The 24,914-nt window shown below is 59.9% G+C and carries 27 protein-coding genes and 3 tRNA genes; 13 read left to right on the forward strand and 17 right to left on the reverse strand.

Going from position 1 to position 24,914, the window contains the following annotated elements; all coding sequences use genetic code 11:
• Nucleotides 1-6: 6 nt before the first annotated feature.
• On the reverse strand, nucleotides 7-1,536 hold the full coding sequence (gene rloB, locus BVH74_RS11980) for an osmotic stress tolerance membrane protein RloB (RefSeq protein WP_080050293.1): 1,530 nt from the start codon (nucleotides 1,534-1,536) through the stop codon (nucleotides 7-9).
• Between the two features lie 358 nt (nucleotides 1,537-1,894).
• Between rloB and BVH74_RS11985 the strand changes: the two genes are divergently transcribed.
• The 7 genes from BVH74_RS11985 to BVH74_RS12015 all read left to right on the forward strand — a co-directional run bounded on the left by BVH74_RS11985 (nucleotide 1,895) and on the right by BVH74_RS12015 (nucleotide 10,976).
• Nucleotides 1,895-2,608, forward strand: coding sequence for a GntR family transcriptional regulator (locus BVH74_RS11985; protein WP_080050294.1), 714 nt, complete (start codon nucleotides 1,895-1,897; stop codon nucleotides 2,606-2,608).
• Entirely contained in the window at nucleotides 2,598-3,485 is an 888-nt protein-coding gene (gene prpB / locus BVH74_RS11990; RefSeq protein ID WP_080050295.1) for a methylisocitrate lyase, read from the forward strand. The genes BVH74_RS11985 and prpB overlap by 11 nt, the downstream gene beginning before the upstream one ends.
• Before the next feature lie 70 nt (nucleotides 3,486-3,555).
• Nucleotides 3,556-4,716 (forward strand): bifunctional 2-methylcitrate synthase/citrate synthase, encoded by a 1,161-nt coding sequence (prpC, locus tag BVH74_RS11995; RefSeq protein WP_080050296.1) that lies wholly within the window; start codon nucleotides 3,556-3,558, stop codon nucleotides 4,714-4,716.
• Nucleotides 4,717-7,323 (forward strand): Fe/S-dependent 2-methylisocitrate dehydratase AcnD, encoded by a 2,607-nt coding sequence (gene acnD, locus BVH74_RS12000; protein WP_080050297.1) that lies wholly within the window; start codon nucleotides 4,717-4,719, stop codon nucleotides 7,321-7,323.
• Nucleotides 7,320-8,516, forward strand: coding sequence for a 2-methylaconitate cis-trans isomerase PrpF (gene prpF, locus BVH74_RS12005; RefSeq protein ID WP_080050298.1), 1,197 nt, complete (start codon nucleotides 7,320-7,322; stop codon nucleotides 8,514-8,516). Before acnD ends, prpF begins: the two co-directional genes overlap by 4 nt.
• Before the next feature lie 122 nt (nucleotides 8,517-8,638).
• Nucleotides 8,639-10,123: a 2-methylcitrate dehydratase gene (gene prpD, locus BVH74_RS12010; protein WP_080050299.1), complete on the forward strand. Its 1,485-nt coding sequence runs from the start codon at nucleotides 8,639-8,641 to the stop codon at nucleotides 10,121-10,123.
• Between the two features lie 64 nt (nucleotides 10,124-10,187).
• Nucleotides 10,188-10,976, forward strand: a complete 789-nt coding sequence (locus BVH74_RS12015; RefSeq protein WP_080050300.1) for an SDR family oxidoreductase — start codon at nucleotides 10,188-10,190, stop codon at nucleotides 10,974-10,976.
• 190 nt (nucleotides 10,977-11,166) lie between these two features.
• On the opposite strand, the gene folD is transcribed toward BVH74_RS12015, so the two are convergent.
• Complete coding sequence (gene folD, locus BVH74_RS12020) at nucleotides 11,167-12,021, reverse strand: bifunctional methylenetetrahydrofolate dehydrogenase/methenyltetrahydrofolate cyclohydrolase FolD (protein ID WP_080050301.1); 855 nt, start codon at nucleotides 12,019-12,021, stop codon at nucleotides 11,167-11,169.
• Nucleotides 12,022-12,297: 276 nt separating this feature from the next.
• Between folD and BVH74_RS12025 the strand changes: the two genes are divergently transcribed.
• The 3 genes from BVH74_RS12025 to BVH74_RS12035 all read left to right on the forward strand — a co-directional run bounded on the left by BVH74_RS12025 (nucleotide 12,298) and on the right by BVH74_RS12035 (nucleotide 12,623).
• Nucleotides 12,298-12,374: transfer RNA gene (locus BVH74_RS12025), tRNA-Arg, on the forward strand.
• 36 nt (nucleotides 12,375-12,410) lie between these two features.
• Nucleotides 12,411-12,486: transfer RNA gene (locus tag BVH74_RS12030), tRNA-His, on the forward strand.
• A 52-nt stretch (nucleotides 12,487-12,538) separates the two neighbouring features.
• A tRNA-Leu gene (locus BVH74_RS12035) sits at nucleotides 12,539-12,623 on the forward strand.
• A gap of 136 nt (nucleotides 12,624-12,759) precedes the next feature.
• Here the strand turns inward: BVH74_RS12035 and BVH74_RS12040 are convergent.
• The 11 genes from BVH74_RS12040 to BVH74_RS12095 form a co-directional block, all read right to left on the reverse strand.
• Complete coding sequence (locus BVH74_RS12040) at nucleotides 12,760-13,929, reverse strand: Arm DNA-binding domain-containing protein (protein WP_080050302.1); 1,170 nt, start codon at nucleotides 13,927-13,929, stop codon at nucleotides 12,760-12,762.
• Between the two features lie 92 nt (nucleotides 13,930-14,021).
• On the reverse strand, nucleotides 14,022-14,213 hold the full coding sequence (locus tag BVH74_RS12045; RefSeq protein WP_080050303.1) for a DUF7696 family protein: 192 nt from the start codon (nucleotides 14,211-14,213) through the stop codon (nucleotides 14,022-14,024).
• 239 nt (nucleotides 14,214-14,452) lie between these two features.
• Complete coding sequence (locus BVH74_RS12055) at nucleotides 14,453-16,303, reverse strand: DNA cytosine methyltransferase (protein WP_080050304.1); 1,851 nt, start codon at nucleotides 16,301-16,303, stop codon at nucleotides 14,453-14,455.
• Nucleotides 16,304-16,629: 326 nt separating this feature from the next.
• Nucleotides 16,630-16,986, reverse strand: coding sequence for a DUF7673 family protein (locus BVH74_RS12060; protein WP_080050305.1), 357 nt, complete (start codon nucleotides 16,984-16,986; stop codon nucleotides 16,630-16,632).
• 5 nt (nucleotides 16,987-16,991) lie between these two features.
• Nucleotides 16,992-17,276, reverse strand: a complete 285-nt coding sequence (locus tag BVH74_RS12065) for a DEAD/DEAH box helicase family protein (RefSeq protein ID WP_080050306.1) — start codon at nucleotides 17,274-17,276, stop codon at nucleotides 16,992-16,994.
• Nucleotides 17,277-17,483: 207 nt separating this feature from the next.
• A complete protein-coding gene (locus BVH74_RS12070; RefSeq protein ID WP_080050307.1) occupies nucleotides 17,484-20,231 on the reverse strand; it encodes a toprim domain-containing protein in 2,748 nt (915 codons plus the stop codon).
• Nucleotides 20,228-20,527: a hypothetical protein gene (locus BVH74_RS12075; protein WP_080050308.1), complete on the reverse strand. Its 300-nt coding sequence runs from the start codon at nucleotides 20,525-20,527 to the stop codon at nucleotides 20,228-20,230. Before BVH74_RS12075 ends, BVH74_RS12070 begins: the two co-directional genes overlap by 4 nt.
• Nucleotides 20,528-20,599: 72 nt before the next feature.
• On the reverse strand, nucleotides 20,600-20,956 hold the full coding sequence (locus BVH74_RS12080; RefSeq protein WP_080050309.1) for a hypothetical protein: 357 nt from the start codon (nucleotides 20,954-20,956) through the stop codon (nucleotides 20,600-20,602).
• Nucleotides 20,953-21,273 carry an ogr/Delta-like zinc finger family protein gene (locus tag BVH74_RS12085; protein WP_080050310.1) on the reverse strand — a complete coding sequence of 107 codons (321 nt, stop codon included), beginning with the start codon at nucleotides 21,271-21,273 and terminating at the stop codon, nucleotides 20,953-20,955. The genes BVH74_RS12080 and BVH74_RS12085 overlap by 4 nt, the downstream gene beginning before the upstream one ends.
• Entirely contained in the window at nucleotides 21,270-21,740 is a 471-nt protein-coding gene (locus BVH74_RS12090) for a YmfL family putative regulatory protein (RefSeq protein ID WP_080050311.1), read from the reverse strand. Before BVH74_RS12090 ends, BVH74_RS12085 begins: the two co-directional genes overlap by 4 nt.
• Nucleotides 21,741-21,746: 6 nt before the next feature.
• The gene (locus BVH74_RS12095; RefSeq protein WP_080050312.1) at nucleotides 21,747-21,983 is read right to left on the reverse strand and encodes a DNA-binding protein; all 237 of its coding nucleotides are present in this window, start codon (nucleotides 21,981-21,983) and stop codon (nucleotides 21,747-21,749) included.
• Between the two features lie 84 nt (nucleotides 21,984-22,067).
• Here BVH74_RS12095 and BVH74_RS12100 point away from each other — a divergent pair, with 84 nt between their 5' ends.
• Nucleotides 22,068-22,412 (forward strand): helix-turn-helix domain-containing protein, encoded by a 345-nt coding sequence (locus tag BVH74_RS12100; protein WP_080050313.1) that lies wholly within the window; start codon nucleotides 22,068-22,070, stop codon nucleotides 22,410-22,412.
• Nucleotides 22,413-22,541: 129 nt separating this feature from the next.
• Nucleotides 22,542-22,994, forward strand: a complete 453-nt coding sequence (locus BVH74_RS12105; RefSeq protein WP_155121716.1) for a hypothetical protein — start codon at nucleotides 22,542-22,544, stop codon at nucleotides 22,992-22,994.
• A 50-nt stretch (nucleotides 22,995-23,044) separates the two neighbouring features.
• Here the strand turns inward: BVH74_RS12105 and BVH74_RS12110 are convergent, their stop codons facing one another.
• The 4 genes from BVH74_RS12110 to BVH74_RS12125 all read right to left on the reverse strand — a co-directional run bounded on the left by BVH74_RS12110 (nucleotide 23,045) and on the right by BVH74_RS12125 (nucleotide 24,562).
• Complete coding sequence (locus tag BVH74_RS12110; protein ID WP_231705509.1) at nucleotides 23,045-23,359, reverse strand: hypothetical protein; 315 nt, start codon at nucleotides 23,357-23,359, stop codon at nucleotides 23,045-23,047.
• 156 nt (nucleotides 23,360-23,515) lie between these two features.
• Nucleotides 23,516-23,785, reverse strand: a complete 270-nt coding sequence (locus BVH74_RS12115; RefSeq protein WP_080050316.1) for a hypothetical protein — start codon at nucleotides 23,783-23,785, stop codon at nucleotides 23,516-23,518.
• A gap of 109 nt (nucleotides 23,786-23,894) precedes the next feature.
• On the reverse strand, nucleotides 23,895-24,113 hold the full coding sequence (locus BVH74_RS12120; protein WP_080050317.1) for a TrfB-related DNA-binding protein: 219 nt from the start codon (nucleotides 24,111-24,113) through the stop codon (nucleotides 23,895-23,897).
• Nucleotides 24,113-24,562, reverse strand: a complete 450-nt coding sequence (locus BVH74_RS12125; protein ID WP_080050318.1) for an AcrIF11 family anti-CRISPR ADP-ribosyltransferase — start codon at nucleotides 24,560-24,562, stop codon at nucleotides 24,113-24,115. Before BVH74_RS12125 ends, BVH74_RS12120 begins: the two co-directional genes overlap by 1 nt.
• Nucleotides 24,563-24,760: 198 nt before the next feature.
• On the opposite strand from BVH74_RS12125, the gene BVH74_RS18790 reads away from it, so the two are divergent.
• Nucleotides 24,761-24,901, forward strand: coding sequence for a hypothetical protein (locus BVH74_RS18790; RefSeq protein WP_155121717.1), 141 nt, complete (start codon nucleotides 24,761-24,763; stop codon nucleotides 24,899-24,901).
• Nucleotides 24,902-24,914 lie beyond the last annotated feature (13 nt).

Raw genomic sequence — 24,914 nt, forward strand, 5'->3', positions numbered from 1 at the left:
GTTTCCTCAGCCCTGTTGGGTCAACGCCTTGAAGCGCATCAGTTCGGTCAGCCGGTAGCCACGATAACGCCCCATCGCCAGCATGAAGCCTACCAGTACCAGCAAGATTGCCGGGAAGGTGAAGACGAAGTAGGTCAGCTCCGGAATGGTCATCAACAGGTGCGCGAGGGTAGCAGCGACCAGTGTGCCGAGTGCGACCTTGAACGAATGGCTGCCGCCACGCTCTTCCCAGGTGATTGACAGGCGCTCGATGGTCATGGTCAGGATCACCATCGGGAATAGCGATACCGACAGCGCCCGCTCGATACCGAGTTTGTGACTGAACAGACTGATGGCGGCGATGACCAGCACCACGAAGGTCAGTACGATCGACAAGCGTGGCAGCATCTGCAGCTTCAGGTGTTCAAGGTAGGAGCGCAGTGACAGGCCCAGCGCGGTAATCAGGGTGAACAACACGATACCCCAGCCAACTTGAGTCTCGCGGAAGGCCAGGGCGATCAGTACCGGGGTAAAGGTCCCCAGGGTCTGGATGCCGATCAGGTTGCGCAGAATCAGGATTACCAGTACTCCGACCGGGATCATGATCATCACCTGATAGACATGCTGGGCATGCAGCGGCAGGCCATAAAGCGAGTATTCGAGCAGTGCCGAGGCGCGATTCTCGGTGGTCATCTTGGCCAAGCGCAGAGCGTTCATCTCACTGTTGTTGATGGTGAAGCTGACGCGGCCCTGGCGGCCGCCTTCAAGGTTGAACAGCGGCTGGCTGCCGGTCCACCAGATCAGGCGGTTGTCGGGGATGCCTTGCTGGCCGGTTTCAGGGTGGTAATACAGCCAGCGCTCGCCGTTATGGCTACGCAGCCACAGTTCCGGCTCCTGATTGGCCGTGCTTTCCAGGCGAATGGTATGTACCAGCTCCAGCGGGATTCGTGCATTGGACAGCAGCACATCAATTACCCGGGCCTTGTCCAGCGCACTGGCGCTGCCGCCAAGCAGCAGCTTGACATTGTCGTCGGTGATGTCATTGACCCGGCGAATGGTTTCACTGATGAAGGTTTCGATGTCGGCCGAGTGCTGGCGGATCGGACTGATCAATGCATCGGCGGCGACCTGCTCGGGGCCATCCAGAACAATCGGCTGGCGTGCTGGAGGCGGCGGCGCGACCGTGGGGGCGGTGCTGTAGCGCTTGGTCAGCACCAGGCGGTAGTACAGGGTCTGGGTGCCACTGGCACGGCGGGCTGACCAGGTCACCCGGCGGTTGCTCTGCACCTGATTGATGCTGACTCCGTAATTGTTGGAGATGAAGCTTTCGTTAAGGCTGATGTAGTCCTGATTCAGTGGCGGAATGAACATCTGAGCCTTGATGGGGACGCCACTGCTGGCCTGAAACTCGAACTTGGCGTCGAGGCTCCAGATATCGTCGGTTTCGTCTTCCTTGACCGGAATGTCGAGCACGACGATCTGGTATCCGGTGATCAGCAGGCCAAGGCTTACAAGAATGAAGATAAGGATTTTCAGGTGCAAGTTGAGCGATTGCATAGTCTTCCCAGTGGCTGTGTAGGTCACCGCTTCCTGTCGTCATCCAGGTGCGCAGGCATCGGTTCGGTGAACAGGGCGGCATATTAGCACGCCCTCAGGTTGGTACGTAGTCCGGCCGAAAAGTGCCATGGCAGTGTCTCGATGCCGGTGACTGACGCTTCTGGTCGATGGTTGGCGGCAGGTATTGAAGAGAGATTGTGAGGGCTGTCCATGCATGGTCCATAAGGTTGGCAGATTCTGAGTACAGAATAGCGTAATAAGGGTTTTTTGATGGATTGTTGACAATCTTGTGCGGTGAGGCGCATTATTCGCTCAGTTGAATCGTGTTGACCAATAATTTAACAAAGGTTGTCAACAATTGGCTGAAGCAGACACCCAGTCGCCCGCGCTCACCCTGTCCGACGGTGCCTTTGCCCGTATCCAGTCGGCAATCGTCAAAGGCGAGATTGCGCCGGGTACCCGTATCAGCGAGCAGTATCTGAGCAGTACTTTCGGTATTGGTCGTGGCCCGCTGCGCGAAGCCATCCGTCGGCTCGAGGGGCGGCGTCTGGTGGTGCGCATTCCGCATGCTGGGGTGCGTGTTGTTTCACTCAGCTATGCAGAGCTGATCGAGCTGTACCATGTGCGTGAAGCGCTGGAAGGCATGGCCTGTCGGTTGGCGGCGCAGAACATGAGCGATGAGGAAATCGCCGGTCTGCGTGAGGTGCTGGCGACCCATGAGAAACACAGTGGTCTCAAGGCCAACGAGTCCTATTATCAGCAGGAAGGTGATCTGGATATTCATTACCGGATCATTCAGGGCAGCAAGAACCAGACCCTCAGCGACATGCTATGTGGTGATCTCTACCACCTTGTGCGCATGTACCGCTACCGCTACTCCACTACGCCCAAGCGTCCGCAGCAGGCGTTCGCCGAACATCATCGAATCATTGAAGCCATCGCCGACCGTGATGGCGAGCTCGCGGAAATGTTGATGCGCCGCCATATCAGCGCTTCACGCCGCAACATCGAGCGTCGCATGCAACAGCAAGACGCGCCCCAAGATCCTCAGGAGGGACTGAATGATGAGTAATAGCCCAGGTCAACGTTTCCGTCAGGCGCTTGCTGAAGAGCAACCCTTGCAGGTTATCGGCGCGATCAACGCCAATCACGCCCTGCTGGCCAAGCGTGCCGGCTTTAAGGCCATCTATCTGTCTGGTGGTGGCGTCGCTGCCGGTTCGCTGGGTTTGCCGGATCTGGGTATCAACACTCTGGAAGATGTGCTGATCGACGTGCGCCGGATTACCGATGTCTGCGACCTGCCGCTGCTGGTGGATATCGATACCGGTTTTGGTCCCAGCGCTTTCAACATTGAGCGCACGGTCAAGAGCCTGATCAAGGCCGGTGCCGCTGCCGCGCACATTGAGGATCAGGTAGGTGCCAAGCGCTGTGGCCACCGCCCGGGCAAGGAAATTGTCTCGACCGAGGAAATGGTTGACCGGGTCAGGGCTGCGGCCGATGCCAAGACCGATCCAGACTTCTTCCTGATCGCCCGCACTGATGCTATCCAGGCCGAAGGCGTGGACGCCGCGATTGCGCGGTGCAAGGCCTATGTCGAGGCCGGTGCCGATGGCATTTTCGCCGAGGCCGCTTACGATCTGCCTACCTACGAGCGCTTCGTCAAGGAGCTGAATGTGCCGGTTCTGGCCAACATTACCGAGTTTGGCGCCACCCCGTTGTTCAGTCGTGATGAGCTGGCCTCGGTGGGGGTGGCCATCCAGCTGTATCCGCTGTCGGCGTTTCGGGCCGCGAACAAAGCGGCGGAAAATGTCTACACCGCGATTCGTCAGGAAGGTCACCAGAAGAGTGTGGTCGACAGCATGCAGACCCGCGCCGAGCTCTATGACCGTATTGGCTATCACGCCTTTGAGCAGAAGCTGGATGCGCTGTTTGCTGCCGGCAAGAAGTAATAAGCCGGTCCGGCCCCGCCCTGGTGGGGCTGTTGAATAACGACAATGATTGCCTGGAAGGAGATGAACGATGAGCACCAACGACACCACCACGCCGACGTTCAAACCGAAGAAGTCCGTTGCCCTGAGCGGCACCACCGCCGGTAACACCGCGCTGTGCACCGTAGGTCGCAGCGGCAATGATCTGCATTACCGCGGCTATGACATTCTTGATGTCGCCACCACCTGCGAGTTCGAGGAAATCGCTCACCTGCTGGTCCATGGCAAGCTGCCGACCATCGCTGAGCTGGCCGGTTACAAGACCAAGCTCAAGGCCCTGCGCGGCCTGCCGGCCGGGGTCAAGGCCGCGTTGGAACAACTGCCGCCGTCGGCGCATCCGATGGATGTGATGCGGACTGGCGTCTCGGTGCTGGGCTGCCTGTCGCCAGAGAAGGACGACCACAACCATCCCGGCGCCCGCGACATTGCCGACAAGCTGATGGCCTGCCTGGGTTCGATGCTGCTGTACTGGTATCACTACAGCCACAACGGCAAGCGCATCGACGTCGAGACCGATGACGATTCTATCGGGGGGCATTTCCTGCACCTGCTGCACGGCGAAAAGCCGCGCGATTCCTGGGTGCGCGCCATGCACACCAGCCTGATCCTGTATGCCGAGCATGAATTTAACGCGTCGACCTTTACCTCACGGGTGATTGCCGGTACCGGCTCGGATATGTACTCCTGCATCGCCGGTGGTATCGGCGCCCTGCGTGGTCCCAAGCATGGCGGTGCCAACGAGGTCGCTTTCGAGATCCAGAAGCGCTACGACAATCCGGACGAGGCTGAAACCGACATCCGCGAGCGGGTGGGACGCAAGGAAGTGGTAATCGGCTTCGGCCATCCGGTCTATACCGTCGCCGATCCGCGCAACAAGGTGATCAAGGAAGTGGCCCGCGAACTCTCAGTAGAGCAGGGCAATACCAAGATGTACGACATTGCCGAGCGTCTGGAAAGCGTGATGTGGGAAATCAAGAAGATGTTTCCCAACCTCGACTGGTTCAGCGCCGTGAGCTACCACATGATGGGCGTACCGACTGCCATGTTTACCCCATTGTTCGTCATCGCCCGTACCTCGGGCTGGTCCAGCCATGTCATCGAACAGCGTATCGACGGCAAGATCATCCGCCCCAGCGCCAACTACGTCGGCCCGGAAGATCTGAAATTCGTCCCGCTCAAGGATCGCAAGTAAATGAACACTCAATACCGCAAACCCTTGCCGGGCACTGACCTGGACTATTTCGATGCCCAGGCGGCGGTCGATGCGATCGCGCCGGGCGCCTACGCCAGGTTGCCGTACACCTCGCGGGTGCTGGCTGAGAACCTGGTGCGCCGTTGTGAGCCGGCGACCCTGACTGATTCGCTCAAGCAGTTGATCGAACGCAAACGCGAGATGGACTTCCCCTGGTATCCGGCCCGGGTGGTCTGTCACGACATTCTGGGTCAGACCGCGCTGGTCGATCTGGCTGGTCTGCGCGATGCCATCGCCGACAAGGGTGGTGATCCGGCCAAGGTCAATCCGGTGGTGCCGGTACAGTTGATTGTTGACCACTCGTTGGCGGTCGAATGCGGCGGTTATGACCCGCAGGCGTTCGAGAAGAACCGTACCATCGAGGACCGTCGTAACGAAGACCGCTTCCATTTCATCGACTGGACCAAGTATGCGTTCAAGAATGTTGATGTGATCCCGCCTGGCAATGGCATCATGCACCAGATCAATCTGGAGAAGATGAGCCCGGTGATTCAGGCCCGTGACGGCGTTGCCTTCCCGGATACCTGCGTCGGTACCGACAGCCATACGCCGCATGTCGATGCCCTGGGGGTGATCGCCATCGGCGTTGGTGGTTTGGAAGCCGAGAACGTGATGCTTGGCCGTGCCTCCTGGATGCGTCTGCCGGACATCGTCGGTGTCGAGCTGACCGGCAAGCTGCAGCCGGGGATTACCGCCACCGACATGGTCCTGGCGCTGACTGAATTCCTGCGCAAGGAACGGGTCGTGGGTGCCTATCTGGAGTTCCGTGGTGCGGGTGCCGCCAGTCTGACCCTGGGGGATCGGGCGACCATCTCCAACATGGCGCCGGAATACGGTGCCACGGCGGCGATGTTCTTCATCGATCAGCAGACCATCGATTATCTGAAACTGACCGGCCGCGATGACGAGCAGGTTAAACTGGTCGAGACCTATGCCAGGCAGGCGGGGCTTTGGGCTGACAGCCTGGCTGATGCCGACTATGAGCGCGTGCTGCGTTTCGATCTGTCCTCTGTAGTGCGCAATATGGCTGGCCCGTCCAACCCGCATGCCCGGGTCGCCACCAGCGATCTGGCGGCCAAAGGGATCGCCGTGGGCCTGGAGCAGGCGCGTGCCCAGGAAGCTGAAGGCTTGATGCCCGATGGCGCGGTAATTATCGCTGCCATTACCAGCTGTACCAACACCAGCAACCCGCGCAACGTGATTGCCGCCGGCTTGCTGGCACGCAACGCTAACAAACTCGGCCTGACCCGCAAGCCCTGGGTCAAGACCTCGCTGGCGCCGGGCTCGCGGGTAGTGGCTGACTATCTGCAGGAAGCTGGTCTGACCCATGAGCTGGAGCAGCTTGGCTTCGGTGTGGTGGCCTTTGCCTGTACTACCTGCAACGGTATGTCCGGCGCGTTGGATCCGAAGATTCAGCAGGAGATCATCGACCGCGACCTGTATGCCACCGCCGTGTTGTCGGGCAACCGCAACTTCGACGGGCGTATCCATCCCTATGCCAAGCAGGCCTTCCTGGCTTCACCGCCGCTGGTAGTGGCTTATGCGATTGCCGGGACCATCCGTTTCGATATCGAAAAGGATGTGCTGGGTGTTGTTGATGGCAAGGAAGTTCGTTTGCAGGATATCTGGCCGAACGATGAGGAAATCGATGCGGTACTCAAGGCCTCGGTCAAGCCCGAGCAATTCCGCAAGGTCTATATCCCGATGTTCGACATCACCCGCGACAACAGCGCCAAGGTCAGTCCGCTGTACGACTGGCGACCGATGTCCACCTATATCCGCCGCCCGCCGTACTGGGAGGGAGCGCTGGCTGGTGAGCGCACGCTCAAGGGTATGCGTCCGCTGGCGGTACTGCCGGACAACATCACGACTGATCACTTGTCACCGTCCAACGCGATCATGATGGACAGTGCGGCTGGGGAATACTTGCATAAAATGGGCCTGCCGGAGGAGGATTTCAATTCCTACGCTACCCATCGCGGCGATCACCTGACCGCCCAGCGTGCGACCTTCGCCAATCCCAAGCTGATCAACGAAATGGCCGTGGTCGATGGTCAGGTCAAGCAGGGCTCGCTGGCCCGGGTCGAACCTGACGGCAAGGTCATGCGCATGTGGGAAGCCATCGAAACCTACATGAACCGCAAGCAGCCGTTGATCATCATCGCCGGGGCCGACTACGGTCAGGGCAGTTCACGCGACTGGGCGGCCAAGGGCGTGCGTCTGGCCGGAGTCGAGGCAATCGTGGCCGAAGGTTTCGAGCGCATTCACCGCACCAACCTGATCGGCATGGGCGTACTGCCGCTGGAGTTCAAGCCAGGTACCACGCGCAAGACCCTGGGTATCGACGGTACTGAAACCTTTGACGTGCTCGGTGAGCGCAAGCCACGTACCGAGCTGACTCTGGTCATCCATCGGACCAATGGTGAAGTGATCAAGGTGCCGGTCATCTGTCGTCTGGACAGCGATGAGGAAGTGTCGATTTACGAGGCGGGCGGGGTGCTGCAGCGCTTTGCTCAGGACTTCCTTGAGGCCGAGGCGACAGCATGAGTCATCCTGCACAAATCAAAATCCCCGCCACTTACATGCGTGGCGGTACCAGCAAGGGGGTGTTCTTCCGTCTGGAGGATCTGCCGTCCAGCTGCCAGGTGCCGGGTACGGCGCGTGACAAGCTGTTCATGCGGGTGATCGGCAGCCCCGACCCTTATGCCAAGCATACCGATGGTATGGGTGGGGCGACGTCCAGTACCAGCAAGTGCGTGATTCTGTCGCGCAGCACGCAGCCGGACCATGATGTGGATTACCTTTATGGTCAGGTGGCAATCGACAGCGCTTTTGTCGACTGGAGCGGCAACTGCGGCAATCTGTCGACCGCGGCCGGGGCTTTTGCCATTCATGCCGGGCTGGTGGATCCGGCACGGATTCCAGACGACGGTATCTGTAGCGTCAGAATTTGGCAGGCCAATATCGGCAAGACCATCATTGCCCATGTGCCGATCAGTGCCGGACAGGTGCAGGAGACCGGTGATTTCGAGTTGGATGGGGTGACCTTTCCGGCGGCGGAAATTCAGCTGGAGTTTCTTGATCCGGCCGATGAGGGTGAAGGCGAGGGTGGCGGGGCGATGTTCCCTACCGGCAATCTGGTCGATGACCTGGTGGTGCCGGGTGTCGGCACCTTGGAGGTGACGCTGATCAACGCCGGTATCCCGACTGTGTTCGTCAATGCCGCCGCCATTGGTTACAGCGGCACTGAGCTGCAGGAGGCGATCAATGGTGACGCCAGGGCTCTGGCCATGTTCGAAGCCATTCGTGCCCAGGGCGCGGTGAAAATGGGGCTGATCAGCGACGTCAGTCAGGCTGCCAGCCGTCAGCACACGCCCAAGGTCGCCTTTGTCGCGCCGCCGGTCGACCATGTGTCCTCCAGCGGCAAGGTCGTCAAGGCTGGTGATATCGATCTCTTGGTGCGGGCGTTGTCGATGGGCAAGCTGCATCACGCCATGATGGGTACCGCAGCCGTGGCTATCGGCACGGCTGCCGCCATTCCAGGGACGTTGGTGAACCTGGCCGCCGGTGGTGGTGAGCGCCAGTCAGTGGTGTTCGGACATCCGTCCGGCACTCTGCGGGTTGGTGCCGAGGCGGTCCGGCTCGACGGCCAATGGCAGGTCAAAAAGGCGATCATGAGTCGCAGTGCGCGCATCCTGATGGAAGGCTGGGTACGGGTGCCGGGAGACTGCTTCGAGTAAACCGCTATGCTAGGGTCTGTTGCGATGAAACGGCAACAGACCCTAAAGTGACTCTGGTGGCTGGTCGGGTACTCTGGTACCCGGCCGCGTCCTGTCCTCAGTTCTGAGAAGGAGCCCGCCTTATGAGTATTCATGCCGACCCCAATCTGCGCCCGGACTATGATCGGGTGTTACAGGACATCGCCGACTATGTCCTGGATTTTGACTCTCCCTCGCCTGAAGCTCTGGATACCGCCCGTTACTGTCTGATGGACAGCCTGGGGTGTGCACTATTGGCGCTTCGTTTTCCTGAATGCAGCAAGCACTTGGGGCCATTGGTGGAAGGAACCCTGGTGCCGCATGGTGCCCGGGTGCCGGGCACGGCGTTTCGCCTGGACCCGTTCAAGGCCGCCTGGGATATTGGTTGTCTGGTGCGCTGGCTGGACTACAACGATACCTGGCTGGCGGCCGAGTGGGGGCACCCGTCCGACAACCTGGGGGCGATCCTGGCGCTTGGCGATTACCTGGCACAGAAAAGTGTGGCCGGCGGTCGAGAGCCATTGCTGATGCGTGACGTGCTTGAGGCGATGATCATTGCTCATGAGGTCCAGGGCGTGATGGCCTTGGACAACGCCTTTAATCGGGTGGGGCTGGATCATGTCATTCTGGTGAAGCTGGCTTCGGCGGCAGTCAGTGTTCGCCTGCTTGGCGGCGGGCGTGATGAGCTGTTGTCAGCCCTGTCGCAGGTGTTTGTCGACGGCCAGGCTCTGCGCACCTATCGTCATGCGCCCAATGCCGGTAGCCGCAAGTCCTGGGCTGCAGGTGATGCCAGTAGCCGTGGACTGCGTCTGGCGGATATTGCCATGCGCGGTGAAATGGGGATCCCCGGAGTGCTGACTGCCCCGCAGTGGGGGTTTTATGATGTGTCGTTCAGTCACGTCAGCAAGGACTTGAGCACCAAGCCCGAGGCGCAGCGCCGATTAAGCCTGGCGCAGGGGTTTGGCTGTTACGTGATGGAGAATGTACTGTTCAAGATCAGTTTTCCCGCTGAATTTCATGCCCAGACCGCTTGTGAGGCGGCTCTTGGATTGCATTCGCAGGTTTGTGAACGTTTAGCCGAAATCGAGCGGATCGTCATCAGTACCCAGGATTCGGCAATCAGGATAATTTCCAAAACGGGTCCACTGACCAATCCGGCCGATCGTGATCACTGCCTGCAGTATATGGTTGCGGTGCCGCTGGTCTTTGGTGCGTTGACAGCCGATCACTATGAGGACGCTTTCCATGCGGCGCACCCGGTTATCGATGAGCTGCGCAGCAAGATGCAGGTAGTTGAGGATCCGCGCTATAGCCGCGAGTATCTGGAGCCTGATAAACGCTCGATTGCTAATGCGCTGCAGGTGTTCTTCGCTGATGGCTCCTGTACCGAGAAGGTCGAGGTCGAGTACCCGCTCGGGCATCGCCGTCGCCGGGCTGAAGGCATCCCGCTGCTTATGGAGAAGTTTCAGGTCAATCTGGCGAGCCGCTTTCCGGTGCGCCGCTGTACCGCGATTACCGAGCTGTGTTGCCAGCAGCAGGCTTTGGAAGATACCCCGGTGCACGAATTCATGGACCTATTCATGCTCTGAATGCCTGCGTCGCACTCAACAAAAAACCTCTAGACTGTGGTTTTGATCGACTCGGAGGTGCGCAATGAATCTGGATTTGACGGGCCGCAGAGCCCTGGTATGTGGGGCCAGTCAGGGAATCGGTGCTGCTTGCGCCCGGCAGTTGGCTGAACAGGGTGCCGAAGTGGTGCTGCTGGCCCGTTCCGTGGAGCGGTTGCGAGCTGTGGCCGATAGCTTGCCGGCGGAGTCTGGGCGTCGCCATAGCGTGATAGCGGTGGATGCGAGTGACCGGGTGGCGCTGGTTGCTGCAGTTCAGGCTGAACTGGAAGAGGCCGGGCCGTTACACATCTGGGTCAATAATACCGGTGGCCCGGCACCGGGGCCGGCGCATGCGGCCGAGCCGGAAGCCTATGCGGCGGCTTTTGCTCAGCACCTGGTCAGCGCCCAAGCGCTGCTGCAGGTGTTGTTGCCTGGGATGCGTGAGGCTGGTTATGGGCGCATCCTCAACGTGTTATCGACCTCGGTCAAGCAGCCTATCGCCAATCTAGGGGTCTCCAACAGTATTCGCGCGGCCATGGCCAACTGGGCCAAGACGCTGGCCAGTGAGCTGGGGCCGGATGGCGTTACCGTAAATAATGTGCTGCCGGGGTTGACCCGTACTCCGCGTCTGGAAAGTCTGATCAGCCATCTGGCGCAGGCCGGTGGTAAAACCGAAGAACAGGTGGCTCAGGGGATGCTGGCCGGTATCCCGGTGCGGCGCTTTGCCGAGCCGGAAGAATTTGCCAGTGCGGTGGGATTTCTTGCTGCGCCGGCTGGTGCCTATATCAACGGTGTCAATTTGCCGGTAGATGGTGGAAGTACCGGCTGCCTGTGATCTAAGGAACCTCTGAAAAACTACCTGCGTTGGCAATACTGCGTTAAAAACAGCCTCAAAATGCTCATTTACACCGCGTAAACTGCGCTTTTTCGGCTGTTTTTGCGGGGCCGCCATCGGTATTGTCTTGCCTGCCTCGCCTACGTTTCTCAGAGGTTCCCTACCCAGCGGCAGCCGGTGCTTCCGGTTGCTAGCCGTGCAGATGCTCGCAGGCGTGCAGGGTGTTTTCCAACAGGCAGGCCCGGGTCATCGGACCGACGCCGCCGGGTACCGGGGTGATCCAGCTGGCGCGCTGGGCGGCGACTTCAAATTCGACGTCGCCACACAGACGGCCATCTTCCATGCGGTTGATCCCGACATCGATGACGATGGCGCCGGGCTTGATCCACTCGCCCTTGACCAGGCCCGGCTTGCCGGCGGCCACAACTACCAGGTCGGAGCGGCCGACGTGTTCGGCCAGGTTCTTGGTGAAACGGTGGGTGACGGTGGTGGTGCAGCCGGCCAGCAGCAGCTCCAGTGCCATGGGCCGGCCAACGATGTTGGAAGCGCCGACTACAGTAGCGTCGAGACCATAGGGATCAACGCCGGTGCTACGCAGCAGGCGAATGATGCCCAGTGGGGTGCAGGGGCGCAGCAGCGGCATGCGCTGGGCCAGACGGCCAATGTTATAGGGATGGAAGCCGTCGACGTCTTTATCCGGGCGGATCCGCTCGAGCAGCAGCGAGGCGTCCAGATGGGCCGGTAGCGGAAGCTGGACCAGAATGCCGTCGATCTCGGGATCTTCGTTAAGGGTGTCGATCAGCCCCAGCAGTTGCTCCTGGGTGGTGTCGGCAGGCAGATCGTGCGAGCGGGAAATGAACCCGACCTCTTCACAGTCCTTGCGTTTGTGGGCGACATAGACCTGTGAGGCGGGATCCTGGCCAACCAGGATTACGGCCAGGCCGGGCAGGCGCAGGCCCAGGCGTTGACGTTCAGCGACCTTGTCGGCGATCTCGCGGCGAAGATTGGCGGCAATCTGTTTGCCGTCGATGAGTTTGGCGTTCATGTGCTTCCTGACGCAGATAAAGAATGGCGGCCATTGTCGCATGGCGGGGGCTCGGGCAAAAGGGTATGGCGGCTTGCGGTTTAAGCTACTCAAATAATTCAAAAAAATTCATTGTTCGGCGTTGACGTGGGGTAGGGGGCTGAGTATGATTCGCCCCGCTTCACAAACACAGCGACAGCAGTGATTGGAAGGCGACCAGGCTCCCCGGTGCTGCTCGGTAACCCCTTGTAGCCTGAGCATTTTCAGATACCCTAGGGTATCGGTGATGTGCACAAGGCGCCCGTAGCTCAGCTGGATAGAGCATCCGCCTTCTAAGCGGATGGTCGCAGGTTCGAGTCCTGCCGGGCGTGCCACAGCACGATGGGCTGGAAGTTTGAAGCAGGTTAATGGTGGGCGTAGCTCAGTTGGTAGAGCACAGGATTGTGGCTCCTGGTGTCGTGGGTTCGATTCCCATCGTCCACCCCATTTTTCTTCAAAGGCGCCAGACCCCGGTCTGGCGTCTTTGTTTCAGCGTTTCGCGGACGTGGTGAAATTGGTAGACACGCTGGATTTAGGTTCCAGTGCCGCAAGGTGTGAGAGTTCGAGTCTCTCCGTCCGCACCATTTAAGCCCTTGATTTTGCTGGGGTGTGTTTCTGAAAGGCCCTTAAATGGGAACCTGTTGGGAACATTCTGGGAATATCGGGCATGAAAAAACCGCCTCGCGGGCGGTCTTTTCGTCTTCCTGTCGGCGGTTTCTTTCAGCGGCTCAGCGCCGTTTCAATGATGCTCAACTGGTCGTGTGCGCGCTTCGGTATCCAGGTGCCGTAGTGGCGGTGGATCATGGCGGTTGATGTGTGGCCCATGTACTCAGCGACCCATTCAACCGGCGCTACGCCGGTGCTCAGGATCTGGCTGGCGAAGGTATGCCGGCAGTTGTTGGGGCTCCGGTACCGGACGCCGACGCTCTCCAGGTGGCCACGCCACCAGCTTTTCAGCAGCACGTCAGAACTCGACCAGGCCGCCCGGGTGGTGCTCTTGTGGAAGACGAAGCGCAAGCGCTGCACGCGAGTTGTCCGGTTGTCTCGCTCGGTGACTGGCACCTCGACCGGTGGCAGATCCCTGGTGAACCGGACCTGAGCCAGCAAGGCCTGGTGAGCCGGGCCAAGCAGCTTGAGTTCCCGGTTAGAGCGTCGGGTCTTGGTGACCTTGTAGTGGCCACGGACCTGGCCGCGCCGGAAGCGGATGATGCCGGCCTCCAGATCAATCACGTCTTCCCATGCCAGGGATATGGCCTCTGATACACGCGGGCCGGACCAGACCATGAACTGGGCAAGGTTGAGTTCCTGCTCAAAACCCGGGGTAGGGGTCAGAATGCGGGTGATCTCGTCCTGGTCGAAAGGGTCCACCTCTTCGGCATCGGGCAGCTTAATGTCGATGCCCAGGGTTGGGTCATGCGACGAACGGTTGCGCGCCCGGTAGAGGGTGTAGGTTTGGTGCAGGATGTTGAGAATGTCGCGGATGGTCTTGTTGTGCAGCTTAGGCATCAGATCCTTCTGCACCCAGCTCATCACCTCGATGGTATCGACGCTATCGGCTTGCCGGGCGCCCCACTGGGGGCGAATGTGGTTTTTCACCTTGCTGGCGTAGCCCCGGAAGCCTGACGGCGCCATTTCGTTGCGCTTGATCTCCAGCAGCAAATCCAGATAGTGGCCGACCGTGCCGGTTTGCACCTTGGGCGAGTGCGGGAAATGCCGGGCGTAGTCGAATGAGCCCTGCTTGATCTCGAAGGTGATCATGCCCACCAGTCTGTGGGCATTGTCGATATTGTCCTGGGTGGCCTCGCCCGGGATGGGTTCCCGGCACAGCTCCCCCTGATACCTGAAATAGATCCGGATGCGGTTACCACGCACCTCTACACCGTCTGCCATTGAGCGTCCCCACGCTGTACTTTGTCCGCCAGTCTAAGTGCCTGGCAAAAAAACGGCCCCAAGCGGGGCCGAGAATCGAGCCGGCAGGATTCTTACTTCATCCACTCGGCCCGGCGGCGCCACTGCCGGCGCATTTCTTCGATCAGCGCCTCGGCCGCTGCTGAGCCTCGTTTCGAAGTGATCAGCTTTTTCAGCTCATCGATCCTGTCCGGAGTGGTGTAGCCACGCCTGAGCCAGTCGCGGGCTTCGCACTCGTGACGGTGCCTTGCCTGGTCAGATGACATGACGCTGATCCTCTTGCTGGCTGGCGGTGCGGTCTGCCCGTATCAGCCTGGCCAAGGCGTTCTGGCGCTGCGCCAGTCGCCGGGAGTGCTGCCAGTGTGTATCAGTGGCCGCCCAGGCTTGATAAACCGAAGGTGACCACCCCGGGTTTTCTCGGCTTGCCAACCATGTTTCAGGGCATAACTGAGCAGGTAGGACAGGCTCTTGCCGGTGCGTCTGCCTCCAGTGATAAGAACGCGGCTCATAGCGCTGCCCCCTCACGGCTCACGCTGACGGCGATGGCCAGCGGCTGGACCCATACCGGCATGCTGCTTAGGACGAAGGTTTCTCCCTGCTCGGAAAGCATCAGGGTACTGAGCATGACATCAGCAATGGCCTTGCCGGCCTTCCTTGGCACGGCATTGCCGATACGCTCACGCCAAGCGCTGTCGTTGGTGCCGGTGAGGGTGAATTGCTCGCCAACTAGCTGCAGATCCCCGGTTGATTCGCACGGCTGCCAGATATCCTCCGGATCGAACATGCTTTGCAGGGCTGCAAGTTCAAGGGTGGTAAACGGGCGGTGCCAGGTGTTGTCCATGCTGCGGATGATGCAGGTCAGCCGATCATTTGCTGCCGGCATCCGTGGATCTGCTACCGACCACCGGCCGTTGTCTTGTCTGGCGCTCGCTGATACTGCGCCGGACTGACCGTTCCAGGGCACAACGCCGTAATGGCCACCGGTCAGGTAGTGGTCGCCCTTGCTGCGCTGCATGCCAGGGCGTGGGTCTGCGATCGACAGTGCGCCGCTAGCGACCTGCTGGCTTCCAGTGACGGTTCCCGTCGGACCTGCCCAGTTTGCGACATGAAGCTTGCGGCTGCTCGCCCCCGGGTGCCAGTTGTGATAACGGGGGTCTTGTACAGCAAACGCGCCCTGGCCTGTGGTGCTTCCTGAGATAACCGTGCGCGACACGCAATCCCACTGAGCGACGTTGTATTTAGCATGCCCGATTCCCGGGTCACGCGGGTCGGCCACGCTGAACGTCCCCTGTCCAGGCGACTTCACGCCTATTACTGCGCCGCTGGTTTCATCCCAACGTCGAACGCCGTACTGCTGGTACTGCGCAGCACCGACCGGTGCCCGGGGATCCGCAACAGAAAACGCGCCATTCGTGGGGCTGTTGCGGCCAGCGATGGTGCCGGCGGTGTCTTCCCAGCCATGCACACCCAGATAGCCGGCGCGGTACTCCGGAACGATCACGTAATCGCGCAGGTGGCCATCCTCGACCGCCAAACGGTTCAGGCTGCGCCAGTCCTTGCCGGCCTCAACCAGGGCGAGTCTGACCCAAGTCTTCCATTGCAGCGCCGGTACGCGGTGCATAGGGCCAGCCAGCTCGATATCTCCAGCCAGCGGCATGCGGCCAAGGATTTCGCCAACGCCCTTGAGGCGATGTGTTTGGGGTTGATACAGGAAGGCGGGCACATGCTCAATGTGACGGGCCACCAGCAAGAAACGCTTGCGGCTCTGTGCCAGGCCGGCGATTTCGCCACAGTCATGCACGGTTTCTGCTACCGCGTAGCCGTAGAAGTGGAACAACTGATTGATCTGGTCCAGCAGGTGCCGACCACGGCTGGCCAGGCGCGGGACGTTCTCGAACACGATCAGTTTGACCGGGTTGTCCTTCCAGGCCTCAAGCATCAGCCAGACACAGCGCAGGGTCAGTTCATTCAAGGCCTGGTATTTGGGCGTCAGGCTAAGGCTCTGAGAAAGCAGTCCCGAGGCCCCTTTGCAGGGGCTGGAAATGAACACGGCGTCCGGGTTTTCGTTGCCTGCTGCGCGGCGCACGTCATCGAGGGTGGCTTCTTTCCAGCCCTCTGGCGGTTCTTTGCCGTGGAATCTCGCGTATTGGTCGCGGGTGAACAGGTCCAGCAACGTACCTTTGGTGCCGGTGGCCTTCTCAAAGTCAGCCAGGCCAGCCGGGTCGATGTCGATGCCGCCCAGGCAACGCCAGTTGCCCTCCATGTTGTTCAGGCGCAAGGCGCTGTCGTTGAAACCGGCCGAGCCTGAGCCCAGGCCACAGCAAAAGCCAAAGTGGGTGTAGGTGCGCTTGATCATTGACCGAGCCCTCCAAGCGCTTTAGTCAATGCGTTTTTCTCACTTGCTGGCGTAAGATTCGATTGATGGATCCTGATCTTGTACCCGTTGCGCAAGCAGACAGTGGCCACAGGACCATTCATTGATACGACCTTGGCCTCCCTGACACTGATGCTGGTTGTCCGACTGTTCGAGCGAACGACACAGAAAGTCACCTTATCGCCGGGTTTGAAAGTGGTTGTGGTAGCCTTGCTGGTACCGCTGTTGGGTTGTACTTGCATGGTGCTAACCTTTCGGTGGTATTGGCCCCGGTGAGTTGCCGCTCATCGGGGCTTTCTGTTTGGGGCTTAGCCCCAGCGCTTCACAAACGCCCGCCAGATGGCCGGGCCGTTCTCGATCAGTTCGTGTACTTCCCGCTCTGGTGACCAGTCCATGGCCAGCACGGCCAGGCAGTCGTTGTGCAGTTCCAGATCCAGGGCGCGCAGGCTGGTCAGGTCGAGGGGGTATTCCGGGCCGTTGTAGAGGCCGAGCAGGAAGCGGCCGACCACGGCGCTTTGGCCGCTGTGGCCTTGGGCTACAACCACCAGCCTGGCCAGTGCTGGCAGACCGGAGCGGCTGACGGCTTCACGGTGCCGTTGACACTCATTGACCTGTTGCCAGACCTGTTCCAGGGCTGCGATGTCTTTGTCGATGTCTGTTTGCATGGCCGCTACTCCATTGCCTGCTGGGCTACATGAATAGTCAGGTGACTAAACGCGTTGGCTGCGTCTGCCACCTGTTTCATGACGTGAAGTTGCTTAATCTGCTCTGGGCTGCAGTCGTCGATCAGGATGCAGGTATCGCCAGCTTCGATGCGCGCCATAACGGTTCTGACAAGTGCGATTGATGTGAACTCGAGCGCGGGAATGATTACGTACCCTTTGGGGGTGGCCAGCTTTTCCAGTTTGGTGGTTTTCCCGCTGCCCTGTGGCCCGGTGATGACGTTGATTTGCATGGTGCTTTCCTCTCAGTGGTCCCCCGGCGTTGCCGCGCCGGGGTGGTGGGTTAGTGGAGCATTGCCAGGATCAGATCCGGGCAGGCGCTGGCGAAGGTGATCAGGGCCAGCAGGACCAGGCCGCTGCCGAGCAGGGTCCAGAGGTCTTGGCGGGATTTGCTTTGCATGGTGCTCTCCTTTCAGTGGTAACCGGCGTTGCCGCGCCGGTCAGGCTTGGAAAACCCAACACTTGACGGTGGTGGGCTTGGGGTTATCGAAGGCGTGGGCGCGGTGGTTCTGGCGCTCGCGGATGCGGCTGTTGACGGCCTTGACGTTGACGAACTTGCGGCTTCGGCTTTCTGGCAGCAGGCGGCGCAGTTCCGAGGCGCTGGCCAGCTCCTGGCGGTGTTCGCCGGCGAGCCTGACGAACTCGTTAAGGTTGATGGCGATCAACTGCTCGTCGCGGCTGTGGTTGACCATGCCGTCGTCGCGCTCGGATTCCAGGTAGTCGTAGACCTCCCAGAACTGGGCCACGGCCGGGTGGTCTGCGCTGATCGAGCTTTGGCGCTCCAGGGCCATTTCAACCAGCTCCTGGCGGCAGGCGTTGATCTGCTGTTGGGTGAGCGGGCAGAGCTGGGCCAGGCAGTCCACCAGGGCCATCAACTGGGCGTGGCACTTGATGATTCGCTCGACGCGCAGATCCTTGATGCCGCGCAGCAGGGTTTCATGGCCGGGGTAGGCCTGGAGAAAACACTGCATGAGCTGCTGCTCCTGGGTCATGACCTTGACCATGAAGTAGCTGAGCTGCTCGACCTGCATCTGTTCCAGCTCTGCGGCCGCCTGACGGCTCGCTGGCGTGGCTTCCGGTCTGCACAGCCATACTTTCACCAGTCGGGTCATGATCGCCTCGTGTGCGCTCACAGAGGCGTTCTGGCTGATGACGATGGTGCCCCGGAATGGTGGTTCGTGGGTTTCGTTGCCGGCGGTCTTCACACCGGTCACGCCCAGGTTGCCGCCGTTGAACAGCGGCTTGAGTTCGTCCCAGTCGTAGGCTTTTTGCGGGCGGCCGGTACTGGCGGCGGTGGGGTCGTTACGGTCGGCTTCCAGCAGCACGGCGGGCTGGTTGGATACCTGACTGAGCCAGCGGCGGCGGCCAGCGGTGGTCATTTTGGACGGGTCTTTACCTTCGTCGTCCGGGCGGCCGAACAGCTTCCACACGAGGTTGATCAGCGTGGTCTTGCCCGCGCCTGCCTCACCGGTCAGCTCAAGGAACGGGTAACTCTTTTGCGCCAGGCGGATCTGCTCGGCCAGGTGCGAGCCCAGCCAGAAGGTCAGTACCAGCAGGCCCTTGGCGCCGAAGCACAGCCACAGGCGGTTCAGCCAGCTATCGGTGTAGTGGGTGGCCCTGGTCTCAATGTGCAGGCTGATCGAGCGCTGCAAGGTCTTGAGCCGGGTGGTGCCCATTTCAAAGAAGTCTTCGTCGTTGGCTTGATAGACCTGGCCACCGCGCACAGCGATATCCCCGAACACATAAGCCTGATGCTCTTTGCTGTAGCCCATGTAGTCGATGGTCTCGACGGTTTTGAGGGCGTAGAGCTGCTTGCGCATGATGTGATCGAGCTGGCCGCCGCTGCCGGTATACATGGCCCCCGTGGCGACATGCAGCAGGCGCTTTTTGAACTCGCCGGCGGCCGCCACCTGGGCGGCGGTGAAGGTGCTCTTGACCGTGCCGCCGTCATGCGGGAAGTCAATCCGGAAGTAGTACCAGCTTTCATCGGTGACCAGGTTGCGCTGGTAGTACAGGGCCTGGAACGCACAGTTGGCTAGCTCGACCACGCCGCCGGCGAGCTGCAGAGCGCGGTCACGGCGCTGGTTTTCGGTCAGCAGGCGGTCTTCCTGCCGCTCGCTGTCTTCCAGGGCCTGGCGGGCCTTGTTGTACTTGTCCAGATCCAGCTTGAACCAGTACAGGCGGTTATCGAAGGTGAAGGGGAATTCTGCCTTCTCGCGCCAGGTATACATGAGCAGGGCGTATTCACTGGCGTTTTCGGCCAGCAGCAGGTCACCGTAATGGCGGGCCTCTTTGAGGTCGCGCTCGATGCGCTCCTTGCGCTTGGCCTGGTCATCGATCACTGACCAGCGCAGGTGCAGGTCATTCCAGTCGACCTTGCGGCCGTTCTGCGGGATCTGGGCGGCGCTGCACTTGTAACCCATGGCCTTGGCGCGGGGGCTGTATTTGCGGATGCCGGAGCGGGCCGAGGGCTCGTTATCCAGCGCCCAGACCAGCTTTGGCAGGTTGCCGGCGCGCTGGCTGGCCAGATCTTGCAGGAACTTGTCTGGGAAGGGCGCGCTACTCATCATGGCCACGGCGGCAATGCCGTGGTGCAGCAGGGCGATGGCGTCGAATACACCCTCGACGATCCACAGCTCGTCTACCTCCAGCAGATCCAGGCAGGGCGGCACCCAGCACTTGCCCTTGTAGCTCCAGCCCGGCTTGAAGCGGGCTTTCATGCCGCCGAAGCGGTTGGGCCGGTCAATCAGCCGTTCCCAGTAGCCGCCCTCGGGCATTTCAAAGCGCACCGTTGCGCTGCCGATATCCCTGGTCCTGTCCCAGTAGTTTTCCTGGCTGAACCAGCCCTTGATCAACGCCAGATCAAACCCACGGTTGAACGAGAGGTAGGCAATGGCCGAGGCGGTGGGCTCTTCCTTGGTGGGCGGGTGACGCTTGCTCCAGTCGTCGAACAGATCGCTGAACAGATCCTTGACGTGGTACTGAGCACCGCAACTGCCCCGGCCACAGGTGACTACCCAGGGGTTTTCAGCGTTGGCGTACAGGGACTTACGCTTGTTCTTGCCACCGTTGCAGGTCGGGCATATGCCCTTGCGTAGCCAGTTGGTGTTGGGGATTTTTTCGAGCTTGAATTTTTCGTTCAGCTTTTTCAGCAGGTCAGCGCGTAGCTTTGCGGGCATGTCGATCATGCGGAGCGCCCTCCGATCAACCGGCGTTGCAGCTCGATGACCTCCAGCAGGCCGTTGTCTTGCTCGTGACGGGCGTTGAGCAGCGCCTCGGCGACCAGAAAGCCGGATACTCGTGAGGCGTACCACTGGGCCATGCGAACATCGCCAGCCCCGGCCATGCTGGCCATGGTCTGTAGCCATTCGCGCACCGGCTCGAACTGGCCAGCCGCGTGGCGTAGCGCCGGCAGGGTGGCCAGGTGCTCGCTCAGGGTCAGCCCGGCGGGCTGTGGCGGTTGTGTGTGTGCGGCGTTTTGCATCGCGTTCACCGTATTCAGGGTGCAACTTCCCCCTACCCACACGCGGCGGGCAGGAGACAGGGTTAATCAGGGTCAGCTAACGGCGGTCAGGCGCCGGCGCTTGGGCGTATCAATCAGGTGCTGAGCGATCAGCGCCACCGGTACCGCCAGGGTCATGCCGCTGGCGGGGTCAACAATGGCGACGGTGTGCTCGCTGGAGTGCTCCAGATCCAGCCGGTAGGGCTGGTTGGCGCTGGTCAGCTCACCCCAGGCGCGGGTTACCAGCTTTTCAGCCATGGCCTGCGGCACCCGGAGCGAGGTGGTCAGGTAGCCCAGGGCGCGGGTGAACAGGAGCTGGCCTTCGCCCAGGTGCTCGGCCTGGTGGCGCTGCATAAAGCTGAGGGCTGCGGCTTGCATGTCGGCCTGATAATCCGTGGTGTGGGTGGTCATGCGCGGGCCTCCTGGTCCTGGTCGAGCTGTTCGAGGAACGTCAGTTGATCGCTATCGGGCGACAGGTCGCGCAGCGCCTGCATGCGCTCTTTTACCGGTGACAGCGGTAGTTTTACCTGGGGCTGTGGTAGCCCCGATGGTGAAAGGGTGTAATCCCAGGTGAGCGAACCGACGTAAGAGGCGCCGCAAACGATGTTGTTGCACTTGCCGTACATGGTCTGGAACGTCGGTGTCTGCTTTTCAGATTTGCGGATGAACATTGGTTGACCGCATGCCGGGCAGAGGCATCGGTACCCTCCGTGGTTAGGTGCTGTCATCGCTTACCCCGCTTGTGCAAGTTGATAGTGGCCACCACTTCGGCGTGGCGAGCGGCCATGTGCTTGGCGTGTAGTGCCAGAATCTCGCTGGCTTCCTGCTCGTCGATTTCACCATCACTAAGAGCCTGGGCAATGAACTGGTCTACCCGGCCGCGCTTAGTGGATGTTTGCAAGCCGCGCTGATGAAGCTCGACGTTGTCCAGCGTATCCACGTCCGGCAGGGACACGTAAAACCCGCCGTAGAGGCTGCATAGATAGTCCGGCAGGTAGGTGGTGCCGGTGTCGGACTCCAGTAGGGCTATCTGGCCGTCATCCAGCGGCCGGTGGCCGTTGTTTTCGTAGGCGTGGTTATCAAACTGCTTGAGTTTCAAGCCCAGGCGCGCTGCGGCAGATTCACGGCCACCGGGGTAAGCCCGGATCACAGCGCTGACGACTTGGCGGCGGCTATCAAGAATTTCACGGCTCATCTTCTGTTAGCCCTCTGCTGCGGTTGCGGGGTACGGTTCAACCACACACGGCTTGATGCCCAGCAGTACGGCGGCTTTGTGAGCCTCGCCGCGCAGGCACTTCTGCTGGCCATTGAGCACGGCATAGACCGTAGAAGGGGTTAAGCCGTTGCGTTCGGCCCATTCCTTGGCGGAAAGGCCTTGTGCTATCAGGCGTTGGCGCGCTGCCTGGCGGGCTTGCTCTGTAGGGTAGGCGTTAGGCATAGTGTTAATTCGTGCAATTTCATGTGATGACACGCAAAGAATGATGCACGAACCTGCATTCGTCAATAGCAAGGATGAATAAATTTGCATCATTCACGAGATGCCATCGGCCGCCGTTTGCAAGAGGAACGTCAGCGGCTGGGTTTTGTTCAAGCGGAATTTGCTGAAAAAGTCGGCCTGGCCAAGCGAACTTTGGCCGGCTACGAGGGGGGGCAAGGCGATATCGGGGCCACCGCCCTGGCCGCCGCCAGTGATATTGGCGTGGATATTCTCTATGTGGTCACTGGTCGCAGGACTCCAGCCGATGCGACCGCTGTAACTGATGACCGGCTGAAAATGCTTAAGACCTACGACAAGATATCCCCACCTGACAAGGCTTCTGTGCTGCGTCTGGCCGAAGCGCTGGCGGTGTATGAAGTCAAAGAGTGAACTCAGGGCAGTGGAACAACAGAAAAGGGGCCTATGATGGCGATGACGCAATGCAAAGAATGCAAACAGGACGTATCAACCAGCGCGAAGACTTGCCCGAGCTGCGGGGTGAAAGACCCCGGAATTAAGATGATTCACAAGCTGGGGGGAGCGGTGCTGCTGGGTGCTTTAATCCTTGTTGGGGTGAACGCCTGTAGTGGGGATGATGAAGCTACGGCCAAGGTCGAGCGCCAGGCTATTACAGAAGCGGGCACCGAACGGAAGTGGTACGAAGGCGGCACATTGCACCAGGCCAACGGGCTGGATTGGCAGACGGCAGACTATGCCAACAAGCTGGCAACAGCGGGAGACCTGGTTGCAACGGTCTACCAGAGCGGAAAACTTAACTCTGAGCTGTCTCGCCGAATTACCGATCCTGTAGAGGCGCGTCGGATGTCTGAGGAACTGGTGAAACAGTTGGACGATGCCTTCGAGCCGGAGACTGATCCAGATCAAAACCAAAAGATGTATGTGAACCAGAAGGTTTCAAGCACTGCTGCCATTGTCATGGCTCTTATGGGTTGGCTGGATCTGAGCGATTAGCCAAGAGCATAAAAGCCCTCCTGACTGGAGGGCTTGCCGGTAGTAATGTTTCAGGCTCGCCCTGGCTGGTGACTGAACTGCTGGCCGGCTGCATCTTCGGCCATGGCCTCGGCGATCAGGTCATCTGCGACCGGATCGGCGGCTCCGCCGTCTGCGCGGTGCGCCTGGTACCAGCCGATGATCAGGCTGGCTACGTTGTCCTCTGGTGCATCGCGCATCATCTCTAACGGCAGTCCGCTGGCGTGGCAGATACGCTCTATCACTGCCCAGTCAAAACTAACCGCACCGTCTGGGTCGCGGGCTAGTTTGAGGTCGGAAAACTCAATGTCGTCAGGGATAGCTACGCGGGTCAGTTGCTGCTGCATGTATGCCTCCACGGCCTGGGTGATGTAGTCGGTTAGCCGAAGGCCGACCGCACGGGATGCGCGAACCCAGCGGCCTTTGGTGGCCGCTGGTACTCGAAGATGGATTAGGGATTCGGTCATCTTTGAAGTGGCCCGGCCGTAGCCGGGCCATCCTGATCAGTAGATTTCGAATTCGGCGTTGGCCATGGCGTCATCCCAATCCAGAGTTCCGAGGTCTTCGGCGTTCATGAACTCTTCTTCGTCGACGTAGACATACATGAAAACGGTCACCTGATCTTCGCCTTCCATGGCTTTAATCCGAGCCGACAGCTCTGCTGTGCCGTTGTTAGTAACGCGATTGGTAGGCTCCACATTTGCGAACAGCAGTGTGTTGATGACTTCTTCGCCGACTGCTGCGATGGCCTGTTCTTTGGTAATTCTGCTCATGATGTTGCTCCTATCAGGAATCCCGGTTCCGCCGGGGCGGTGGAGTGGCTTTCTCGCCTCTCCATGGTTTTAATTATACACTCTTAAGAGTGTATAGCAAGTATTTTTTCTACCGTTCGTCGGGTTCGTCCGAGACTGTTTTAGCCAGCTCAATTGCAGTCTTGCAGCGCCGGATGACATTCGCAACCGCCTGCGGGGTGGTGTTGAGTACGGCGGCCACTTCCACCTGTTGCCGCCCCTCGACCAGCACCAGTCTGGCGGCCTCCTGGCTGACACCTCCGCGCAGGCGGATCAGCTTGGCCAGGGCCTCGAATTGTTTTTCAGTCATCATGCCTCCCGAATATTTGCGCCCGGCATTACCAGCCAGGTGGTGCCGTGCTCATCGCTCATCTCAACGGCCTGGAAGCCCAGGGCCTTTGCGACCTGTCCGCGAATGCGCTGAGCTTCCCAGCCGGCGTCCGCCCAGTCTTCTGCCTTCAGCAATTCGATGTCGGCGTCCTTAACCTGGGCCTCTTCAATGGCCAGCTCATACAGCCGGTCCAGATCTTCGCACCAGTGGCCAGCTACTTCATTCAACGCGGCCATTACGGCTTCATGGTCCAGTTCGTAGCTCAGCACTGATTGAGTCAGCGCTTTGCTGTCTTCAATCTCGATAACGTGCAGCACGTCACCATGGGCCAGGGCAGAGGCCTCCGAGTCGGCAGCGAACAGCCCGCCAAACAGACCTTGGTTCTTGATCTCGCTGATGGTTTCGTAGCTGCCGTGGAAGAGTTGCATGGTCGTTCTCCTTTGCCTTGATGTTTATTATACACTCTTAAGAGTGTATATCAAGCAATTGCCATTCTTTTAATACTGGTTTTATATACAGCATTCTTTCTGTGTGTTTATAGGCTTGGGTTTTTTCAGAATCGGGTTACTCCTGAACTGCCCACGCCATGGGGGCGAGGGTTTGCAGTATTGAAAAGGAGTCGTCTGATGTACGAGAAGTCCAACGAGGGGAAGAAGCTGGAAGACTGGCTGCGAGCGTGGGAGGCGCTTTTCCCCCAGTTGAGTGTTGAGGACCGCGATGTTCTGATGCGGTATGCCAAAGCCCTGGCACAAGCCGGGAAAGGGTAGTACCTAACCGCGC

It is taken from the genome of Halopseudomonas phragmitis (genome assembly GCF_002056295.1).
Lineage (GTDB): Bacteria > Pseudomonadota > Gammaproteobacteria > Pseudomonadales > Pseudomonadaceae > Halopseudomonas > Halopseudomonas phragmitis.

What these genes read in the sequence shown, in the direction of transcription:
- rloB (WP_080050293.1), bottom strand. Translation starts at nt 1,536, where the DNA reads ATGCAATCGCTCAACTTGCACCTGAAAATCCTTATCTTCATTCTTGTA.
- prpB (WP_080050295.1), top strand. Translation starts at nt 2,598, where the DNA reads ATGATGAGTAATAGCCCAGGTCAACGTTTCCGTCAGGCGCTTGCTGAA.
- prpC (WP_080050296.1), top strand. Translation starts at nt 3,556, where the DNA reads ATGAGCACCAACGACACCACCACGCCGACGTTCAAACCGAAGAAGTCC.
- acnD (WP_080050297.1), top strand. Translation starts at nt 4,717, where the DNA reads ATGAACACTCAATACCGCAAACCCTTGCCGGGCACTGACCTGGACTAT.
- prpF (WP_080050298.1), top strand. Translation starts at nt 7,320, where the DNA reads ATGAGTCATCCTGCACAAATCAAAATCCCCGCCACTTACATGCGTGGC.
- prpD (WP_080050299.1), top strand. Translation starts at nt 8,639, where the DNA reads ATGAGTATTCATGCCGACCCCAATCTGCGCCCGGACTATGATCGGGTG.
- BVH74_RS12015 (WP_080050300.1), top strand. Translation starts at nt 10,188, where the DNA reads ATGAATCTGGATTTGACGGGCCGCAGAGCCCTGGTATGTGGGGCCAGT.
- folD (WP_080050301.1), bottom strand. Translation starts at nt 12,021, where the DNA reads ATGAACGCCAAACTCATCGACGGCAAACAGATTGCCGCCAATCTTCGC.
- BVH74_RS12040 (WP_080050302.1), bottom strand. Translation starts at nt 13,929, where the DNA reads ATGGCAGACGGTGTAGAGGTGCGTGGTAACCGCATCCGGATCTATTTC.
- BVH74_RS12045 (WP_080050303.1), bottom strand. Translation starts at nt 14,213, where the DNA reads ATGTCATCTGACCAGGCAAGGCACCGTCACGAGTGCGAAGCCCGCGAC.
- BVH74_RS12055 (WP_080050304.1), bottom strand. Translation starts at nt 16,303, where the DNA reads ATGATCAAGCGCACCTACACCCACTTTGGCTTTTGCTGTGGCCTGGGC.
- BVH74_RS12060 (WP_080050305.1), bottom strand. Translation starts at nt 16,986, where the DNA reads ATGCAAACAGACATCGACAAAGACATCGCAGCCCTGGAACAGGTCTGG.
- BVH74_RS12065 (WP_080050306.1), bottom strand. Translation starts at nt 17,276, where the DNA reads ATGCAAATCAACGTCATCACCGGGCCACAGGGCAGCGGGAAAACCACC.
- BVH74_RS12070 (WP_080050307.1), bottom strand. Translation starts at nt 20,231, where the DNA reads ATGATCGACATGCCCGCAAAGCTACGCGCTGACCTGCTGAAAAAGCTG.
- BVH74_RS12075 (WP_080050308.1), bottom strand. Translation starts at nt 20,527, where the DNA reads ATGCAAAACGCCGCACACACACAACCGCCACAGCCCGCCGGGCTGACC.
- BVH74_RS12080 (WP_080050309.1), bottom strand. Translation starts at nt 20,956, where the DNA reads ATGACCACCCACACCACGGATTATCAGGCCGACATGCAAGCCGCAGCC.
- BVH74_RS12085 (WP_080050310.1), bottom strand. Translation starts at nt 21,273, where the DNA reads ATGACAGCACCTAACCACGGAGGGTACCGATGCCTCTGCCCGGCATGC.
- BVH74_RS12090 (WP_080050311.1), bottom strand. Translation starts at nt 21,740, where the DNA reads ATGAGCCGTGAAATTCTTGATAGCCGCCGCCAAGTCGTCAGCGCTGTG.
- BVH74_RS12095 (WP_080050312.1), bottom strand. Translation starts at nt 21,983, where the DNA reads ATGCCTAACGCCTACCCTACAGAGCAAGCCCGCCAGGCAGCGCGCCAA.
- BVH74_RS12105 (WP_155121716.1), top strand. Translation starts at nt 22,542, where the DNA reads ATGATTCACAAGCTGGGGGGAGCGGTGCTGCTGGGTGCTTTAATCCTT.
- BVH74_RS12110 (WP_231705509.1), bottom strand. Translation starts at nt 23,359, where the DNA reads ATGCAGCAGCAACTGACCCGCGTAGCTATCCCTGACGACATTGAGTTT.
- BVH74_RS12115 (WP_080050316.1), bottom strand. Translation starts at nt 23,785, where the DNA reads ATGAGCAGAATTACCAAAGAACAGGCCATCGCAGCAGTCGGCGAAGAA.
- BVH74_RS12120 (WP_080050317.1), bottom strand. Translation starts at nt 24,113, where the DNA reads ATGACTGAAAAACAATTCGAGGCCCTGGCCAAGCTGATCCGCCTGCGC.
- BVH74_RS12125 (WP_080050318.1), bottom strand. Translation starts at nt 24,562, where the DNA reads ATGCAACTCTTCCACGGCAGCTACGAAACCATCAGCGAGATCAAGAAC.
- BVH74_RS18790 (WP_155121717.1), top strand. Translation starts at nt 24,761, where the DNA reads ATGTACGAGAAGTCCAACGAGGGGAAGAAGCTGGAAGACTGGCTGCGA.